At 64.1% G+C, this 18339-nt stretch carries 17 protein-coding genes; 9 read left to right on the top strand and 8 right to left on the bottom strand.

Going from position 1 to position 18339, the window contains the following annotated elements; genetic code table 11:
• Positions 1-2 precede the first annotated feature (2 nt).
• Positions 3-1553, bottom strand: a complete 1551-nt coding sequence (locus AC3G7M_RS19645; RefSeq protein ID WP_489217086.1) for a sugar ABC transporter ATP-binding protein — start codon at positions 1551-1553, stop codon at positions 3-5.
• Positions 1554-1751: 198 nt separating this feature from the next.
• Between AC3G7M_RS19645 and AC3G7M_RS19640 the strand changes: the two genes are divergently transcribed.
• The 6 genes from AC3G7M_RS19640 (at position 1752) to AC3G7M_RS19615 (ending at position 8906) form a co-directional block, all read left to right on the top strand.
• Positions 1752-2792, top strand: coding sequence for a LacI family DNA-binding transcriptional regulator (locus AC3G7M_RS19640; RefSeq protein ID WP_489217084.1), 1041 nt, complete (start codon positions 1752-1754; stop codon positions 2790-2792).
• Between the two features lie 161 nt (positions 2793-2953).
• On the top strand, positions 2954-3421 hold the full coding sequence (locus AC3G7M_RS19635) for a formate dehydrogenase subunit gamma (RefSeq protein WP_489217082.1): 468 nt from the start codon (positions 2954-2956) through the stop codon (positions 3419-3421).
• Entirely contained in the window at positions 3418-4953 is a 1536-nt protein-coding gene (locus AC3G7M_RS19630) for a formate dehydrogenase beta subunit (protein WP_489217080.1), read from the top strand. Before AC3G7M_RS19635 ends, AC3G7M_RS19630 begins: the two co-directional genes overlap by 4 nt.
• A 10-nt stretch (positions 4954-4963) precedes the next feature.
• Positions 4964-7804 (top strand): formate dehydrogenase subunit alpha, encoded by a 2841-nt coding sequence (gene fdhF / locus AC3G7M_RS19625; protein WP_489217078.1) that lies wholly within the window; start codon positions 4964-4966, stop codon positions 7802-7804.
• The gene (locus AC3G7M_RS19620; RefSeq protein ID WP_489217076.1) at positions 7801-8031 is read left to right on the top strand and encodes a formate dehydrogenase subunit delta; all 231 of its coding nucleotides are present in this window, start codon (positions 7801-7803) and stop codon (positions 8029-8031) included. The genes fdhF and AC3G7M_RS19620 overlap by 4 nt, the downstream gene beginning before the upstream one ends.
• 50 nt (positions 8032-8081) lie before the next feature.
• The gene (locus tag AC3G7M_RS19615; RefSeq protein WP_489217074.1) at positions 8082-8906 is read left to right on the top strand and encodes a formate/nitrite transporter family protein; all 825 of its coding nucleotides are present in this window, start codon (positions 8082-8084) and stop codon (positions 8904-8906) included.
• 2 nt (positions 8907-8908) lie between these two features.
• Here AC3G7M_RS19615 and AC3G7M_RS19610 read toward each other — a convergent pair whose 3' ends face one another.
• A complete protein-coding gene (locus AC3G7M_RS19610; RefSeq protein WP_489217072.1) occupies positions 8909-9787 on the bottom strand; it encodes a LysR family transcriptional regulator in 879 nt (292 codons plus the stop codon).
• Positions 9788-10020: 233 nt separating this feature from the next.
• On the opposite strand from AC3G7M_RS19610, the gene AC3G7M_RS19605 reads away from it, so the two are divergent.
• Positions 10021-11094 (top strand): alpha/beta hydrolase, encoded by a 1074-nt coding sequence (locus tag AC3G7M_RS19605; RefSeq protein WP_489217069.1) that lies wholly within the window; start codon positions 10021-10023, stop codon positions 11092-11094.
• 57 nt (positions 11095-11151) lie between these two features.
• On the opposite strand, the gene AC3G7M_RS19600 is transcribed toward AC3G7M_RS19605, so the two are convergent.
• Positions 11152-11841: a type 1 glutamine amidotransferase domain-containing protein gene (locus AC3G7M_RS19600; RefSeq protein ID WP_489217067.1), complete on the bottom strand. Its 690-nt coding sequence runs from the start codon at positions 11839-11841 to the stop codon at positions 11152-11154.
• 103 nt (positions 11842-11944) lie between these two features.
• Positions 11945-12550: a TetR/AcrR family transcriptional regulator gene (locus AC3G7M_RS19595; protein WP_489217065.1), complete on the bottom strand. Its 606-nt coding sequence runs from the start codon at positions 12548-12550 to the stop codon at positions 11945-11947.
• A 410-nt stretch (positions 12551-12960) separates the two neighbouring features.
• Between AC3G7M_RS19595 and AC3G7M_RS19590 the strand changes: the two genes are divergently transcribed.
• Positions 12961-13881, top strand: a complete 921-nt coding sequence (locus AC3G7M_RS19590) for a biotin-independent malonate decarboxylase subunit beta (RefSeq protein ID WP_489217063.1) — start codon at positions 12961-12963, stop codon at positions 13879-13881.
• Entirely contained in the window at positions 13868-14584 is a 717-nt protein-coding gene (locus AC3G7M_RS19585) for a biotin-independent malonate decarboxylase subunit gamma (protein ID WP_489217061.1), read from the top strand. The genes AC3G7M_RS19590 and AC3G7M_RS19585 overlap by 14 nt, the downstream gene beginning before the upstream one ends.
• Before the next feature lie 71 nt (positions 14585-14655).
• On the opposite strand, the gene AC3G7M_RS19580 is transcribed toward AC3G7M_RS19585, so the two are convergent.
• Genes AC3G7M_RS19580 through AC3G7M_RS19565 form a run of 4 tightly spaced genes read right to left on the bottom strand, consistent with a single transcriptional unit; the run spans position 14656 to position 18338 of the window.
• Positions 14656-15381 carry a helix-turn-helix transcriptional regulator gene (locus tag AC3G7M_RS19580; protein ID WP_489217059.1) on the bottom strand — a complete coding sequence of 242 codons (726 nt, stop codon included), beginning with the start codon at positions 15379-15381 and terminating at the stop codon, positions 14656-14658.
• Positions 15382-15440: 59 nt separating this feature from the next.
• On the bottom strand, positions 15441-16451 hold the full coding sequence (locus AC3G7M_RS19575; protein WP_489217120.1) for an ABC transporter ATP-binding protein: 1011 nt from the start codon (positions 16449-16451) through the stop codon (positions 15441-15443).
• Positions 16452-16455: 4 nt separating this feature from the next.
• Positions 16456-17463 carry an ABC transporter ATP-binding protein gene (locus AC3G7M_RS19570; protein ID WP_489217057.1) on the bottom strand — a complete coding sequence of 336 codons (1008 nt, stop codon included), beginning with the start codon at positions 17461-17463 and terminating at the stop codon, positions 16456-16458.
• The gene (locus AC3G7M_RS19565) at positions 17460-18338 is read right to left on the bottom strand and encodes an ABC transporter permease (RefSeq protein ID WP_489217055.1); all 879 of its coding nucleotides are present in this window, start codon (positions 18336-18338) and stop codon (positions 17460-17462) included. Before AC3G7M_RS19565 ends, AC3G7M_RS19570 begins: the two co-directional genes overlap by 4 nt.
• Position 18339: the final 1 nt, after the last annotated feature.

The following is an 18339-nucleotide window of genomic DNA, read 5'->3' as shown; positions in this document are numbered from 1 at the left end:
TTTCATCGGCCGGAAGCCTCGGCACTGCTCAAATAGGAGGAGGAGACGCGTTCCGGCGTAATCTCGTCGCCGCGCAGCTCTGCCACGATGCGCCCTTCGTAGACCGACAATATCCTGTCACACAAACGCACAAGCTCTTCGAGTTCCGATGAGATGACGATGATCCCCATGCCTTCCTGAGCGAGCCCGTCGATCAGTTCGTAGATCTCATCCTTGGCGCCGACATCGACGCCGCGCGTCGGCTCATCAAGAATGGCGACTTTCGGGTTCGTGCCCATCCATTTGCCGAAGACCACCTTTTGCTGATTACCGCCCGAAAGCTGGCGCAGCTTCTGGTCGATACCGGCGCAGCGCACGCGGTAACGCAGCACCGTCTCGGCCCCGATACGGTCCTCGTCGCTTTGGCTGAGCAGGCCCATGCTTGACTTGACGCGCTCGATCAGCCCCGAGGTCAGGTTCTCGGTAATCGTCATCGGCAGAACGGCACCATGCTTGGCACGATCTTCCGGCGCATAAACCAGGCCCTGGCGGATAATGTCACGCGTGCTGAGGTCGCCGATATCGGCGCCCTCCAGCTTCACGGTGCCCGCGTCCCGTCGTCTGACACCAAAAATGGTCTCTGCAATTTCAGTGCGACCGGCACCCACCAATCCGGCGAAGCCAAGAATTTCACCTTTGTGAAGCGTGAAGTTTACGTTCTGAAACCGCGGTTCATGCGCCAGATTTTCGACATGAAGAATAGGTGTGCTGGTCGCGTGGCTGATCTGGCGGCGCGGAATCACGCGCATTTCACGACCGACCATTTGCGACATCAGCCGCACACGATCGAAATCCTTCTTCTCCGCCGTATCCACCAAGGCGCCATCGCGGAGGACGCTGATATCGTCTGATATCTCAAGCACCTCATCCATGCGGTGGCTGATGAACCCCAGCGTATAGCCTTCGGACTGCAACCGGCGCATGGTCGCGAAAAGCCGCTCGACCTCATGCGTCGTCAAAGGTGAGGTCGGCTCGTCGAACAGAATAACGCGGCAGCCCCGCAGCAGGGCTTTGGCGCATTCCAGCTGCTGCTGCTGGGCGATGCTGAGATTGCGCGCCAGCTGATCGGGATCAATGTCGAGTTTAAGGGTCGCCAGCGCCTCCAGCGCGCGCACCCGCGCGCCTTTCCAGTCGATGCGGCGCGGGAATCGGCCAACTGTCGGCAACTGTCCGACAAACATTGTTTCCGTGACCGTCAGTTCTGGCATGACGGCCGGCTCCTGGGGCACCAGATAGATGCCGGCATGATGGGCGGCCGCCGGTGACGCGAGCGACAGCTCCGCCCCGCTCAGATGCAAAGACCCGCTTGTTGGACGAACCAGGCCGGACAGGATTTTGAACGCGGTCGACTTGCCGGCACCATTCTCACCCATAATGGTATGAACGCGGCCGGGCCTCATCATAAGACTGACGTCACGCAGAACCACGACGTTGCCGTAGCGCTTCATGAGATGACGCGCCTCATACGCCCCTGTTTCGAGCGAATAGGCGTCACTTGGGGCGGTTAATGCCACTCAGCTTCCTCCGCGACAGCTTCTTATAAAATGCCAAGGCCGCCTTCAGCCTCTATACCCAGGCACGTCTGTTAGCGCAACCATTTTGTCGCCGCCCGTTTTCTGGTTCCGCAAACATTTGTTATCTGAGCCGTTTTGGTAGCGCTACCAGCCTCACCCGTCATAGCGGAGCCGGATTGAACGCGCTAGGGTGCCGGTATGAACGATACCGCGCAGCCGTTCAGCCGTAAGATGACCCGGCCGAGCGCCATTACCCTTAAGGATGTCGCACGCCACGCCGGCGTCTCGGCCATCACGGTGTCACGCGTCGTCAATACGCCTGCCATTGTCTCGGATGTCCTGCGCGCCCGCGTCGAGAGCGCGATTCAGACGCTCGGCTACGTGCCCAACCGGGTCGCGGGCGCCCTGGCGACGGCGGAAAGTCGCGCCGTCATTGTCATCGTGCCCTCGCTCTCCAATGCGGTCTTCATCGAGGTCGTCCAGGGTATCCAGGAGGTTCTGGAAGTCGCCGGCTATCAGATGCTGCTTGGCAATACGCAGTATGACCTGGCCCGCGAGCAGGATCTGGTCGCGGCTCTTCTCGGCTGGTCGCCGGCCGGCGTCATGCTGGCCGGGCTCAAGCACACGGACCGCACACGGTCCCTGCTGAAAGCCTGGAACCGCCCCGTCATCGAGATGATGGAGCATGGCGCGCGTCCGATCGACATGAATGTCGGCCTGTCGCATTACAAGGCCGGCGACAGCATGGGGGAGCATCTGGTCTCCCGCGGGTATCGCGACATCGGCTTCATTGGCGGCCGGCTGCAGGCGGATTACCGCGCCCTGCACCGCTTCAAGGGGCTCGACCGCTGCCTCGCGCGGCACGGCCTGCGCCAGCGGCCGCCCTTTGCGCATGAGTGCAAGTCCAGCGCGCAGGTCGGGGCGGAATCCTTTCTGCGTGCGCTGGAAGCCGCCCCCGAATTGGATGCCATCGTCTTTGCGAATGACGATCTGGCCGTGGGCGCCATCCTCTGCGCGCAGCGGCAAGGCATCGCCGTTCCCGGCCGGGTGGCTATTGCCGGCTTCAACGGCTTCGGCATCGGCGGGCTGGTCCGCCCGTCGCTCACCACTATCGTCTCTCCCCGTCACCAGATGGGCCAGATCGCGGCGACGAAACTGGTCGCGCGCATCCGCGGCGAGGACCCCGGGCGCAAAAGCGTCGATATCGGCTTCTCCTTGCATATTGGCGAGAGTACCTGACGCGGTCGCCGCAAGGGCCAATACTGCAGTGGAGAACGTCTCGGCCGAGGCGGGCTTCATAGGTTTTTGCTATCGCAGCATGGGGCAGCTTTCTTGCGCCCTTGTTCGATGCTCTTCAAACATTGGGCAACGACAAGTCTCGGCGGCTCAGAGGAACGTCCATGCCCAGTCACGCCACGTGGAATCCGGCGCTCGCCGAGTCCATCATGGAACCTCTGTTGACGCTGGAAGGGCCGTTGCTGCCTGTTCTCCATGCCATGCAGCAAGCGTTTGGCCATGTGCCGGAAGCCGCCGTGCCGCTGATCGCCGCCCGCCTCAATCTCAGCCGCGCCGAAGTCCATGGCGTCGTCACTTTCTATCATGACTTCCGCGCAGCCCCCGCCGGCCGCCATGTGCTGAAACTCTGCCAGGCGGAGGCCTGCCGCGCGATGGGCGCGATGGAGAATGCCGCCCGCCTGCTCGCCCAGCTCGGGCTCAGCGCGGGCGAGACAACCGCCGATGGCCGGCTGACGATAGAGCCGGTCTATTGCCTCGGCCTCTGCGCCACGGCCCCGGCGGCGATGCTGGACGGTGAACCCCATGGCCGGCTCGATGCAGCGGCGCTGGCGGCCCTGGCAGACGCGGCATGAAGATCTTCGTCCCCCGCGATGCCGCTGCCATCGCCGTCGGCGCCGATCGCGTGGCGCAAGCGCTGCGCCAGGCCGCCCAGGCCCGCGGCATTGACCTCACCGTGGTCCGCACCAGTTCGCGGGGTCTCTTCTGGCTGGAGCCGCTGGTGGAGCTGGAGACACCCGCAGGGCGCGTCGGCTTTGGCCCAGCCACCCCCGCTGACGCCGCAGCCATCCTGGATGGCACGGCGACCTCCATCGCGCTCGGCCCGGTGGAGGACATCTCCTTCCTCAAGCGGCAGACCCGCCTGACTTTCGGCCGCGCCGGCATCACCGATCCGCTGTCGCTGGCCGACTACCGCACCCATGGCGGCTACAAGGGGCTGGAGCGTGCCCTCTCGCTTGGCAGCGCCGGCACCATCGAAGCGGTCAAGGCATCGGGCCTGCGCGGCCGTGGCGGCGCCGGTTTTCCAACAGGCATCAAGTGGGAGACGGTGGCCCGCGCCAGCGGCCCACGCAAATACATCGTCTGCAACGCCGATGAAGGCGATAGCGGCACCTTCGCAGACCGGATGGTGCTGGAAGGCGACCCGTTCATGCTCATCGAAGGTATGACCATAGCCGCCGTCGCTACCGGCGCCGTGAAAGGCTTTGCCTATATCCGCTCCGAATATCCCCATGGCATCGCGGCCATGGAGCACGCGCTCGCCACCGCCCGACGTGAGAACCTGCTGGGACAGCGCATCCTCGGCAGTAACGTGGATTTCGATATCGAGCTTCGCGTCGGTGCCGGCTCCTATGTCTGCGGCGAGGAAACGGCGCTGATGGAAAGCATCGAAGGCCGTCGCGGCCAGGTGCGCGCCAAGCCGCCCATCCCCGCGCTGCGCGGCCTGTTCGGCCAGCCGACGGTGATCAACAACACGCTGTCCTTTGCGGCGATTCCGTTCATCCTCGCCGAAGGCGGGCCGGCCTATGCCGATTTCGGCATGGGCCGCTCGCGCGGCACCATGGCCGTGCAGCTCGCCGGCAATGTCAAACAGGGCGGCCTGTTCGAGACAGGTTTCGGCATCACCCTGGGCGAGCTGATCGACGACATCGGTGGTGGCACCGCGAGCGGACGCCCGGTGCGCGCGGTGCAGGCGGGCGGCCCGCTCGGCGCCTACTTCCCCACCAGCCTGTTCGACACGCGCTATGACTACGAGGCCTTCACCGCTGCCGGCGGGTTGATCGGCCATGGCGGGCTGGTGGTGTTTGACGATACTGTCGATATGGCCAGCATGGCGCGCTTCGCGATGGAGTTCTGCGCACTGGAAAGCTGCGGCAAATGCACGCCCTGCCGCATCGGCTCCACGCGCGGCACGGAGGTGATCGACCGCATCATCGCCGACCGTGATCGCGCGGCCAATCTCGGCCTGCTGCGGGACCTGTGTGAGACGCTGAAATTCGGCTCGCTCTGCGCCCTCGGGGGCTTCACCCCCTATCCTGTGCTCAGCGCGCTGAACCATTTCCCCGAGGATTTCGGTGCCACCCCCCTACCGCTGGCCGCCGAATGAGGAGCTTCCCATGGGCCTGATCCACGAGACGGACTACGGCACCAAACCGTCGCGGGCCGCTGAGACGGTGCGCGTGGTGATCGACGGGCAGGAGCGGCGCGTACCCGCCGGTACCTCCATCATGCGTGCGGCGTCTGAGATGGGCACGCAAATCCCGAAACTCTGTGCGACGGATTCGCTCGACGCCTTCGGCTCCTGCCGCCTCTGCCTGGTCGAGATCGAGGGCCGCGCCGGCACGCCGGCCTCCTGCACAACCCCGGTGGCCGAGGGCATGGTGGTGCGCACGCAAACCCCGCAGCTCGCCAAGCTGCGCCGCGGCGTCATGGAACTGTACATCTCGGATCATCCGCTCGATTGCCTCACCTGCGGCGCCAATGGCGATTGCGAGTTGCAGGATATGGCGGGCGCGGTCGGTCTGCGGGAAGTCCGCTATGGCGACGAAGGCGCCAGCCACTGCGAAGCTGACAAGGATCTGTCGAACCCCTATTTCCAGTTCGATCCCAGCAAATGCATCGTCTGCTCGCGCTGCGTCCGCGCCTGCGAGGAGGTGCAGGGCACTTTCGCACTCACCATCGGCGGCCGCGGCTTTGACAGCCACGTCTCCCCCGGCATGGATGAAAGCTTCTTCGCTTCCGAATGCGTCTCCTGCGGCGCCTGCGTGCAGGCCTGCCCGACAGCCACGCTCATCGAAAAATCCGTCGTCAGCCTCGGCCAGCCCGAGCATTCCGTCGTCACCACCTGCGCCTATTGCGGCGTCGGTTGCGCCTTCAAGGCCGAGATGCGTGGCGACACCGTGGTCCGCATGGTGCCCTGGAAGGACGGTCAGGCCAATCACGGCCATAGCTGCGTCAAAGGCCGCTTCGCCTGGGGCTATGCGACGCATCGGGACCGCATCACCAAGCCGATGCTGCGCGCGAAGATCACCGATCCCTGGCGCGAAGTCTCCTGGGACGAGGCCATCACCCATGTCGCTTCGGAGTTCCGGCGCATCCAGGCGAGTTTTGGCCGAGGTGCGGTCGGCGGCATCACCTCCTCCCGCTGCACGAACGAGGAAACCTTCCTCGTGCAGAAGCTGATCCGCGCCGGTTTCGGCAACAACAATGTCGATACCTGCGCCCGTGTCTGCCACTCACCCACCGGCTACGGCCTTAGCCAGACCTTCGGCACCTCGGCCGGGACGCAGGATTTCGACAGTGTCGAGCACACGGATGTCATTCTGCTGATCGGCGCGAACCCGACCGACGGACATCCCGTCTTCGCCTCACGCATGAAGAAGCGGCTGCGGGAGGGCGCGAAACTCATCGTCATTGACCCGCGCCGGATTGATCTCGTGCGCTCGCCGCATATCGCGGCCGCGGTGCATCTGCCGATCCGCCCGAGCACCAATGTCGCCGTGCTGACAGCGCTCGCCCATGTCATCGTGACGGAAGATCTCGTCGATCATCGCTTCGTCGCCGAACGCTGCGAGCCTGATGCTTTCGCACTCTGGGCGGAATATGTGGCGCTGGACCGCAACAGCCCCGAGGCGCTGGCTGAGACCATCGGCGTGGCGCCTGAAGCGATCCGCGAAGCAGCGCGGCTTTTTGCGGGCGGCGGCAACGGGGCCATCTATTACGGGCTCGGTGTCACCGAGCACAGCCAGGGCTCGACCTCGGTCATGGCCATCGCCAATCTCGCCATGGCGACCGGCAATATCGGCCGGCCCGGTGTCGGCGTGAACCCGCTACGCGGCCAGAACAACGTCCAGGGCAGCTGCGACATGGGCAGCTTCCCGCATGAATTTCCGGGCTACCGCCATGTCTCGACGCCGGGTGTGCGCGAACTCTTCGAGACCGCCTGGGGCGTGCCGATGGACCCCGAGCCCGGTTTGCGCATTCCCAATATGCTGGATGCGGCGATCGACGGCACCTTCAAGGGTATCTACATCCAGGGCGAGGATATTGCCCAATCCGACCCCGATATCCGCCACATCACTGCCGGGCTTTCGGCCATGGAATGCGTCGTCGTGCAGGATCTGTTCCTGAACGAGACGGCACAATTCGCGCATGTGTTTCTGCCCGGTAGCACATTCCTGGAAAAGAACGGCACCTTCACCAATGCCGAGCGCCGCATCCAGCGCGTGCGGCGCGTGATGGCGCCCAAGAACGGCTACGAAGATTGGCAGATCACCCAGATGCTCGCCAATGCCCTCGACCTGCCCATGGCCTATACGCATCCGTCGGAGATCATGGATGAGATCGCGCGCCTGACACCGACCTTCACCGGCGTGAGCTATGACAAGCTGGACCGCGAAGGCTCGGTGCAATGGCCGTGCAATGACGCCGCTCCCCTCGGCACGCCGGTGATGCATGAAGCCGGCTTCGTACGTGGCCAGGGGCGTTTCTTCATCACTGAATATGTGCCCACAGACGAGAAGGTCGGGCCGCGCTTCCCGCTGTTGCTGACGACGGGGCGCATCCTCAGCCAGTATAATGTCGGGGCGCAGACGCGGCGGACCGAAAACACCGCCTGGCATCAGGAAGATCTGCTCGAAATTCATGCGCATGACGCCGAGCAGCGCGGCATCGTAGATGGACAGTGGGTGAGGCTCGCCAGCCGAGCGGGCGAAACCGCGCTGCGCGCCAAGATTACCGATCGCGTCGCACCGGGCGTTGTCTACACCACCTTCCACCATCCGATGACGATGGCCAATGTGGTAACCACGGATTATTCCGACTGGGCGACCAACTGCCCGGAATACAAAGTGACCGCCGTGCAGGTCTCGCCCTCCAACGGGCCGACCGAAGCGCAGCGCGACTATGCCGCGCTCGGCCTGCAGACACGGCAAATCGCTGCGGAGGCCGCGGAATGAGCCCGCCGCATCCAGCCGCCGCCGACCTCAAACTCGTGACCATGGCCAATCAAATCGCAACCTTTTTTGCCACCCAGCCGGATATAGATGCGGTAGCGGGCATCGAAAGCCATATCCGTAAGTTCTGGGACCCGCGCATGCGCGGCAAGATCCTTGGGCTTCTGGCCGCCGGCGGCGACGGGCTGACGCCCCTCGCGCGCAAAGCCATCATGCGGCTGGCGGGCTGACCCTTTCTTTCACCCGCGTCGATACGGCGCGCAGCTTGGAGATATGAGACGTGGATTGGCTCAACCCATCGGCACTCGCCGCGGCCATGTCCGACGCCGGCACCAAGAAGGCTCTTCTGCCGGTGAAGACGATCATCATAACCGGCATTCTGGCCGGCATGTTTCTCGGCTTTACGACCACACTCTACCTTTCGGCGGTCGTCGCCTCCGGCAGCACGCTGGTGGGCGCGGTCTTCTTCCCCGTCGGCTTCGTCATGCTGGTGCTGCTGGGGCTGGAGCTGTTCACCGGCAATGCGGCCCTGCTGCCCTATGCGCGGCTGGCCGGACGGCTGACCAGCGGCCAGGTCATCTCAGGCCTTGTGCTGGTCTATATCGCCAATCTCATCGGCAGCCTGATCTATGCCCTGCTCTTCGCGCTTGCCAGCACGAAATTCTTCTCCGGCGCGCCCGATCCGGTCGGCGCCAAACTGGTGGCGGTCGCGACGGCCAAGGTCGTGCCCTATATGGATGCGGGTGCCGCAGGCTGGGCGACAGCGCTCGTCAAAGGCATTATCTGCAACTGGATGGTCAGCCTCGGAGCCGTGATGGCGCTGCTATCGCGCTCGGTCATCGGCAAGATCTTTGCCATGTGGCTGCCGATCATGGCCTTCGTCGCCCAAGGCTATGAACACTGCGTGGTCAATATGTTCGTCATACCCGGCGGAATCATGCTGGGCGCCCATGTCTCGATCGGGCAATGGCTGATCTGGAACGAGATTCCGGTGACGATCGGCAATCTGGTCGGCGCCATCGTGATCACCGCGATCGGGCTTTATGCCGGCCATGGTGCCACGGCGGCCGTCGAGCACGGGGGGCTGCACGCCGCCGCGGAATAGGGTCAGGCGCGGCGCTGCGCTTCAAGCAGCAGCGCCGCCGTCATCGGCGGCAGCAGATCCCGATCGGGCACCACCAGCCCCACGCTATGCACCGCCTCCGGTGCGACAATCGGAATAGAGCGCAGGCTGGCGTCGAAGGCGAACATCGCCGCCGTCTTCTCGGGCAGGATCGAAGCCCAGGCCCCGGTCTGCACATGGGATGCCAAAGCGACGATGGAATTGCTTTCCATGGTTGGCTGCACCAAGGCTCCGGTGCGCGAGAGCAATCGGTCTAAAATACGGCGATTTTGCATGTCGGGCGTCAGCAGACAGAGTGGAATTTGTGCCACCTCCGCCCAGGTCACCTGCGCGCGGTCGCCGAGCGGCGCGCCCGCCTCCGTCAACAGCCGGTATCGCTCGTCATAGAGTGGCACGCTGCGGACATGGCTGATCGGCTCGTTGTCGAGATAGGTGACGCCGGCTTCGACTTCCAAATTCCCGATGCGCTCGATCACTTCTTTTGACGTGCAGGACAGAATCGTGAAGCGCACGGCCGGATGCCGAGCGCGATAATGCGTGGTCAAGGTGCTAACGGCCGCAAGGGCCGTCGGTATGGCCGCGATGCGCAGATGGCCGGTCAGACCCCGGCGGATGGTGCCCACATCCGCGCGCATCGCCTGAAAATCGCCCACGATCCGGCGCGCCCAGACGAGCACGCGCTCGCCCTCCGGGGTGAAGCCCAGAAAGCGCGAGGATCGCAGCACCAGCGGCATTCCCATCTCATCTTCCAGGGCGCGGATACCGCCGGAGAAAGTGGGCTGGGTGACGCCACAGGCCTCGGCTGCGCGGCTGAAATTGCGCTCGCGCGACAGGGCGATCAGGTATTCCAGTTTGCCGAACATCACATTCCGACGCTCCTCAGCGGAAAGGCCGGCCGCTTTGCGGCCATTCAATCTTGACGGCCGTCATAGTGCACCCGGGCGTCCGCCCCGTCACCAGTGGCTCGCAGAAACGCCACCGGCACGCTGCGGCAAAGAAATGGTTGCGGTATCTTTATCTGAAATGGTAACGCTGTCATCGGATACCGGAGGCCCCTCACGATGCCTCTGCACAAGTAACAATAAAGAGAAACGTCATGAAATCGTCAGCTCTGATCTGCCTTGCCCTGGGCGCCGTCGCCCTCGCACCCATCACCGCTTTCGCCCAGGCGGCAACCCCGCCCAACCCACCGCTGCACCCGCTGGATGTCCCGGCCAAAACGCTGGCGGTGCCTTATGCCGATATCAGCCCGCAGATGCAGGCCATCATTGCCCGCCCGCTCAATCCCGCCTGGAACGACCAGTGGAAGACCGGTGCGGAAGCCCGCGCTTTTGCCAATAAGCAGGCCGCGGGCGTGGTGCCCGGCATTCCCGCCATGCTCGCCCGGCTGCATGTGACAATGCAGTCAACGACGATGGGTGGCGTTCATGTCTATGTGCTGACACCCGACACGATCGATCCCGCCAACAAGGACAAGGTTCTGATTCACGTCCATGGCGGCTGCTACGTTCTGTTCCCGGGCGAATCCGGCACCACGGAAGGCATCATGATGGCGGGCTTCGGCCATTACAAAGTGATTTCCGTCGATTACCGCATGCCGCCCGAAGCCTATTTTCCGGCCGCACTCGATGATGCCGTCGCCGTCTATAAGGATGTTCTGAAAACGACCCCGCCCAAGAATGTCGCCTTCTTCGGCACCTCTGCCGGCGGCGCGCTGACATTGGAGATGGTGCTCCGTGCCCGCCAGGATGGACTGCCCATGCCCGGCGCCATCGCGCCCGGCACGCCGATGGCGGATGCCACCAATACCGGCGACAGCTTCTACACGAATGAGAAGGTCGACAACGTGCTTGTCTCGCCCAATGGCTTCTGCCAGGCGGCAACCGTCATTTATGCCCAGGGCCATGACTTGGCCGACCCGCTGATCTCGCCCATCAATGGTGACATGCACGGCTTCCCGCCGGCGATCCTGACGACCGGAACGCGAGACCTGCTGCTCAGCAACACCGTGCGCACCCATCGCAAGCTGCTGCGCTCGGGCGTGCCTGCCGAACTGGAAGTGTTCGAGGGTGAGTCCCACGCGCAGTATCAGTTCGACGACACCGTGCCGGAGACGAAAGAGGCCTTCACCGAAATCGCTCATTTTTTCGGCGAACATCTCGGACAATAATTCCTCACGCGCCTATCCGCAGAGTGAGAGGCGCCATGCCTCTCACTCTGCCCACTATCAGGCAGCGGCAGGGCTCAGCCGGCTGATCAGCAGCTTCGCGGCTTCCGCAGAAGATGCCGGATTCTGGCCTGTGATCAGCAGACCGTCACTGACCACGTAGGATGACCAGTCAGCGCCTTTGGAGTAGATGCCACCGTTGGCCTTCAGCATATCCTCCACCAGGAAGGGCACCACATCGGTCAGCCCGACCGCGGCTTCCTCGGTATTGGTAAAGCCCGTCACCTTCTTGCCCGAGACCAGCGGCTTGCCGTCTGATCCCTGAACATGACGCAGCACGCCCGGCGCGTGACAGACCAGAGCGACAGGCTTGCCGGCTGCGATGAAGGACTGGATCAGGTCGATCGAATTCTTGTCCTCGGCCAAATCCCAGAGCGGGCCATGGCCGCCCGGATAGAAGACCGTGTCGAACTCAGCCTGGTCGACGCTATCGAGACGGACCGTGCTGGCCAGCTGCTTGGTTGCAACCTCGTCCCTCTCGAAACGACGGGTCGCCTCGGTCTGGGATGCGGGCTCGTTGCTCTTGGGGTCAAGCGGCGGCTGGCCACCCTTGGGCGAGGCCAGAACGATCTCGGCGCCGGCATCGCGGAATGTGTAATAGGGAGCGGCCAGTTCCTCGAGCCAGAAGCCGGTCTTGTGCCCGGTATCGCCCAGTTCGTCATGCGAGGTCAGGACCATCAGGATTTTCATGTATGTATTCCGTTCGTTAAGAGTTATTCCAGTAGACCAGTCGTCTCCGATGTGAGCGCCGAAACGACAGCAACGAAGTGACCTTGCCTGGACTGTCCCGCTGTCAGGATGACAGTTGCAGGATCTGGCGTGTCGTGATCATCGCCGTATCCAAAGGCTGCATGCCGCGAACGATCTTCGCCATCACACTGGCCCCCAGCCAAAGCTGATAAAGGCTTTGCGCAATGCAATGGGGATCGTCGGTCACGGACAGAGAACCTTCCGCGACACCCGCTGCAATGGCGCCCTTCAGGCGGCTGATGATGGCCGCGGTGCCGCGCTTCAGGGCGAGGCGCATCGGCTCCGACAGGTCTGCCACCTCCGCCCCCAGCTTCACCGCCAGGCAGCGGCCCTGGCAATCCAGCACGGACTGATTGTCCCGCCACTGCGCCCAATACGTCATCAAACGCTGCGCCATGGTCAGGCCCGGCCGGCTCAGCGTTTCATCGATCTCTGCCAAATAGACAGCGAAGTAATTCTCAAGCAGAGCCTCACCATAGGCGTCTTTCGAGGCGAAGTAGTGATAGAAGGACCCTTTGGGCACGCCGGCCGTGGTCAGGATTTCGTTCAGCCCGACGGCGGAGAATCCTTTTCCCGCCATAATGCGCTGGCCCGTCGCGAGGATGCCCTGACGCACATCCAAAGCCTGATGTTCGGTTGAACTGCTCATCCCCATCCTATAGATGGAATTAGACCGGTCGTCTAGTGTCAAAATGCACGGCCAATCCGCACCCACGCCCTGGCCTTCGCCGCCGGGTCGTGTCGCCCGCATGTGCGTTGCTTGTCATAGTGCGTCGGCCTACGGCATAGTTACGCATCTGAAACGCGATGATGCATCGATGAAGGCGCCATGAAGACCTGGACCACGCGCCGGACCGCAAAGAGGAAACGCCTGTCCGCCGGGCAGGCGGCGCGCCCGGCGCGGATTCTGTCCAAGGAACAGATTTCACGTGACTCGGCTTTCGCACCGGCCTGTAAAGTTGACATTGCAACGTCCACGATCGGCTATCACGGAGCCCGGCCGGACAGGGTGGCCTTGTGCCTGGTCCAGATTCTCCGCCTGAGCGCGGCGCCCGTGCTATGAACAAGCCTGTCACCTCTCCCGCCGCGACCATGAGCTGGTTTGAAGCAACCGCCCGGCAGCGTATCGACGCTCTGGCAGACCCTGGCAGCTTCAGCGAATTTCTCGGCCCGGAACAGCAGGAACTCTCTCCTCATCTCGGTCTTTTCGATCTGCCCGTGCAGTTCGGCGACGGCATCGTCGTCGGACGGGCAGCCCTCGGCGGTCGCAAGGTTTTGCTGGCTGCCCAGGAAGGGCGTTTCATGGGCGGCGCCATCGGCGAAGTGCATGGCGCCAAACTGACCGGGCTGCTGCGCGCGGCCCGGTCGCTCAAGCTGCCGGTGCTGATCCTGTTCGATACCGGGGGCGTCAGGCTGCAGGAAGCCAATGCCGGCGAAGTCGCGGCCAGCGAAATCATCCGCGCCCTAACCGAGGCGCGCCTCACAGGCGTGCCGGTCATCGGGCTGATCGGCGGTCGCGCAGGCTGCTATGGCGGCGGCGGCATCATCGCCGGCTGCTGCGCGCGGCTCATCATGTCCGAACAGGGCCGCATCAGCGTCAGCGGCCCGGAGGTGATCGAGACCAATCGCGGCGCGGAAGAATTCGATTCCCGCGACCGCGGGCTCGTCTGGCGCAGCATGGGTGGCAAGCACCGGTTTCTGCTGGGCGGCGCCGACCAGTTCGTCGCGGATTGTGGCGCGGCGTTTCGGGCGGCGGCGATCAGCGCCGTGGGCGCGGCCTTGCCCCTCTCCCACGCCGTGCTGGATGCCGAGCAGAAACGGCTGACGCGGCGATTGGCGCAGTATGGCGCCGCTCGGGATGGACATGAGGTCTGGCAGGCCATGGGTATCGTGGCGCCGGCCGAGATACCCGATCTGCCGCTCGCGGCGTTTTTGGATCGCGCGATGGATAAGCGGGAGCCATCCGATGACGCTCGATGAGGTTATCGTCAGCCTTTTCCCGTCCGGCCACCAGGTGGCGCAGCGTGGGGCGCTCCTCCTGGGTCAAGGCGCATTCGACGCCATCATCACCGCCGACATCATCGGCGTCACGCAAGGCCAAATGCTGGGTGTGGAAGATGCGCTTATCCTGGCCCGCCAGGTGCTCGGCCTGATCAGTGCGGGGAACAAGCGCCCGCTTCTGGTCCTGGTCGATTCCAGCAGCCAGCGCATGAGCCGCCATGACGAATTGATGGGCCTGAACGAATATCTCGCCCATCTCGCCAAGGCCCTGCTTCTGGCGCATTCCGAAGGGCATCGCACCATCGGTCTGCTCTATGGCGGTAGCGCGGCGGGCGCCTTCATCGCGACCGCCCTCGCCTGCGAAACGCTGCTCGCCCTGCCGGGCGCGCAGCCGTCCGTGATGGATCTTCCCTCCATCGCACGGATCACGAAACTGTCTCTCGCGCGGCTGCGGGAAATGGCCAGAACCACGCCCGTTTTCGCGCCGGGTCTCGACAATCTGGCGCAAATGGGCGCGATCGACGCGACGCTGGACCCGCACCTCAGCTTGGCGGCCCAGGTCCTTCCGATCCTGGCGCAGCCACCGGGCGCGGACGGGCGTGGCGCGCGCGGCGCCGATCGTGGCGGCAGGCTGAAAGCGGCGGCGATTGCGGCGCGGGTGCAAAGGCTGGCATCCGTTTGAAGCCACCCCTGCTATGACAGGCCCTGCCGACGCTGGCGGGCGTGGCGTCTCTCCGTGTCGGGACGCGACCGCTAGGACAATGCGGCTTCGCCTTCCATCTGAGTGACGCAGGACACCAGCGAGGCCCGGTTTTCCACGCCCAGCTTGTCGAAAATCCGCGTGACATGCGTCTTCACCGTGCCGAGCGAAATGCCAAGCTCATCCGCCACATCATGATTGGTGCAGCCGGCGCGCAGAAGCGTTGTGACTTCAATTTCCCGCCGGGTGAATTTGAAGGACGCGCTCAGATGCGCGGTCAGCCTTTGGCGGCCCAGCCGCGGGTGGGCCGCCAGGTTGAATTCGATATAGGGCTGCATCGCTTCGGCGAAGCCCAGGGATTCCGAACAAAAAGGTGGGTCCTCGGGGGATTTCAGAATCCCCAGCCCTGCAAAAGGACGATCGCCGTTCCAGAACATGAAGTCCAGGACATCGGCAATGCGGCTTGCCTCAAGATAGGTTTTATAATGCGCAAATTCCGCCGGCGAGGCCAGAACATGATCCTGGCCAAGGGTGGCGACGCGTTTGCTGGACCCCGCCAGGCGCGCGATATTGAGCGGATCGTACGCTTTCATACTGCCTTGGTAGAGAGGGAAATTCCGGCCGGCGAAGCCGGAATGCTGAACATCCTGCATCTCCTGCCGCTCGTCGATCCAGTAGAAGATCGACGAGGTGGCGCGCAGCGCCTCAAGCGCAAAACGGCGAACTTCTTCGATACGCGCATCCGGCGGCTTGGGCGTCAGACGCATGTTCTGCGGCATGGATGACCTTCCTGGTGATCATTTTGCCATGCAGATATCATACCAGATGAGGAGCAGGCCTAGCGCGCCGGATAATGGCAGGCTGCCAGATGTCCCTCGCCCATAGGCAGCAAGGGCGGCTCCAAATCCGCACAGGTCTGCGTCGCTTTCGGGCAGCGCGTGCGAAAACCGCAGCCACTCGGCCGATTGGATGGGCTTGGGATCTCGCCCCGCAGCACGATGCGTTGCCGCTGCCGTTCCCGCACCGGGTCCGGCACCGGAGCGGCCGAGAGCAAGGCCTCGGTATAGGGATGCGCCGGCCGCGCATACAGCCTGTCCCGCGGCGCCGTCTCGACGATGCGCCCGAGATACATCACCGCCACCCGGTCCGAGATATGCCGCACCACCGACAGGTTATGCGCGATGAACAGATAGGCGAGACCGTGCCTGGCTTGCAGATCTTTGAGCAGGTTGAGCACACTCGCCTGCACCGACACATCCAGCGCCGACACCGGCTCATCCAGGACCACGATATCGGGATTGACGGCCAGCGCCCGCGCAATGCCGATGCGCTGGCGCTGACCGCCGGAAAAGGCAAAGGGGTAGCGGCCGGCCTGTTCCGGCAGCAGCTGCACCCGCGCCATCACCTCGGCCACCCGCGCATCCTGTGCTGGCCTGTCCAGACCCAGCATGCGCAAAGGCTCGGCAATGATGTCGCGTGCTGTCATGCGGGGATGCAGGCAGGCATAGGGGTTCTGGAAGACAAGCTGCAAATGCCGGCGATAGGGGCGCATCTCGGCCGGTGTCAGCTGCGACAGATCCTGGCCCTTGAACAGAATGCGCCCCGTGCTGGGCGTGCCCAGACGCAGCACCGCGCGCGCGAGGGTTGATTTGCCACAGCCGGACTCGCCCACCAGGCTCAGCGTCTCCCCGGCCGCCAGAGTGAAGGACACGCCCGCGACTGCGCTGATACTGCCGACCTTGCGCTGAAACAGCAGACCCTTGGTCACCGGAAAATCGACCCGCACCTCATCCACCTGCAGCAGCGGCGGCGAAACCGCCGTTGGTGCATTAGCCACAGCCGGGGCCATCGACTCACCCTGCATGGGCGCCTCCCGCCATGGGCAGATCTTCCGCCGCGCGATGACAGGCGACCATGGACCCATCGAACCACTGGAAATCCGGGTCGCGCTCGGCACAGACCGGCAGAGCGAAGGCGCAGCGCGGATGAAACTGGCAGCCCGATGGACGCGCCGACAGCGACGGCGGCGAACCGTCAATCGCATGCAGCCGCTCGATCGTGCTGTCGATGGAGGGCACGGCCGCCAGCAGCCCGGCGGTATAAGGGTGGCGCGGATGGCGGAACACCGGCTCGATCTCTCCGCGTTCGGCCACCCGCCCCGAATAGAGGATGGTGACGCGATCCGCGAGACCGGCGACCAGGCCCAGATCATGCGTGATCAGCACAATGGCCAGTCCCTTCTCGCGCCGCAGCCGGTCGAAAATCTCCACGATCTGGGCCTGGATGGTGACGTCCAGCGCTGTTGTCGGCTCATCGGCTATCAGCAGCTCCGGGTCATTGGCGACCGCGATCGCAATCACCACGCGCTGGCGCATGCCGCCCGAGAACTCATTCGGATACTGGTCAAACCGCCGCTCAGCCATCGGGATCGCGACCAGCTCCAGCAGTTCGACCGCGCGGACCCGCAGCGCGCGGCGGGACAGCGACGGGTTATGCAGATGCAGGGCCTCGGTGATCTGCGCGCCGACCGTCATCACGGGGTTCAGCGCCGTCATTGGGTCCTGAAACACCATCGCGATGCGCTTGCCGCGGATCGCCCGCATCTGGCGTGCCGGCAGACCAAGCAGCTCCTGCCCATCAAAGCGGATCGAGCCCGAGACCTGCATGCTGCGCGGCAGCAGCCCCATGACGGACAGCATCGACAGGCTTTTGCCCGAGCCGGATTCGCCCACCAGGCCCAGCACCTCGCCGCGCGCGACCTCGAAATCGACATTCGAGACCGCGAGCTTTTCACCACCCTGGCCTGGAATCGCAATGCGCAGCCCACGCACGTCAAGCAGATTCTGACGCGGCGCGGTCATGCGGCCATCCGCGCGCGGGGGTCCACAAAGTCGCGGACACCGTCGCCCAGGAAGTTGAAGGACAGCGAAATCAGGAAAATGGCTAGGCCGGGCCCCATGGCGATCCACCAGGAATAGAAGCTGCTCGCCCCTTCCGCGATCATCTGACCCCATTCCGGCGTCGGCGGCTGGGCGCCGAGACCGATGAAGCTGAGGCCGCTGGCAAGCAGAATGACCTGGCCGACATCCATCGTCATATTGACCAAGATGGGGCTCCAGCACAGCGGCACGATATGCTTGAACAGGATGCGGCCCGGCAGGGCGCCGGAGACGATCGCCGCATCCACATGATCCAGGCTTTTGACGTTCAGCACCTGCGCCCGCATCAGCCGCGCATAGATCGGCCACCAGACGATAATCAGGGCAATCGCCGTATGCACCAGCCCCGGCCCGAGCGAGGCGGCAATCGCCATGGCGAGCAGAATGGGCGGGAAGGACAGTGTGATATCCGCCAGCCGCATCAGCACGCTATCCAGCAACCCGCCGACGAAGCCCGCCACTGCCCCCAGCAGCGTGCCGATGCTGACGCCGACCGCCAGAACCAAAGCCGCGATCGTGAGGGAATAGCGGGTGCCATACAGCGTGCGGACAAGCACATCGCGCCCCAGGGCATCGGTGCCGCACCAATGCGCGGCACTCGGCGGCTGCAACCGGCGGCCGGCAAGTGCGATCGGATCATAGGGCGACCACCAAGGAATGGTGACGGCAATGACGATGGCGGCCAGGATGATGAGGCTCCCCAGAATGACGGGGGCCGAGCGCCAGCTCAACCGTCCCGCGAAGCGGCCATACAGGCGCCGCCCAGGGCCGATGGCGAGGATGGTATTGGCGGACATC

It is taken from the genome of Acidisoma sibiricum (assembly GCF_057837225.1).
This window is presented reverse-complemented; position numbering and strand designations above follow the sequence as displayed.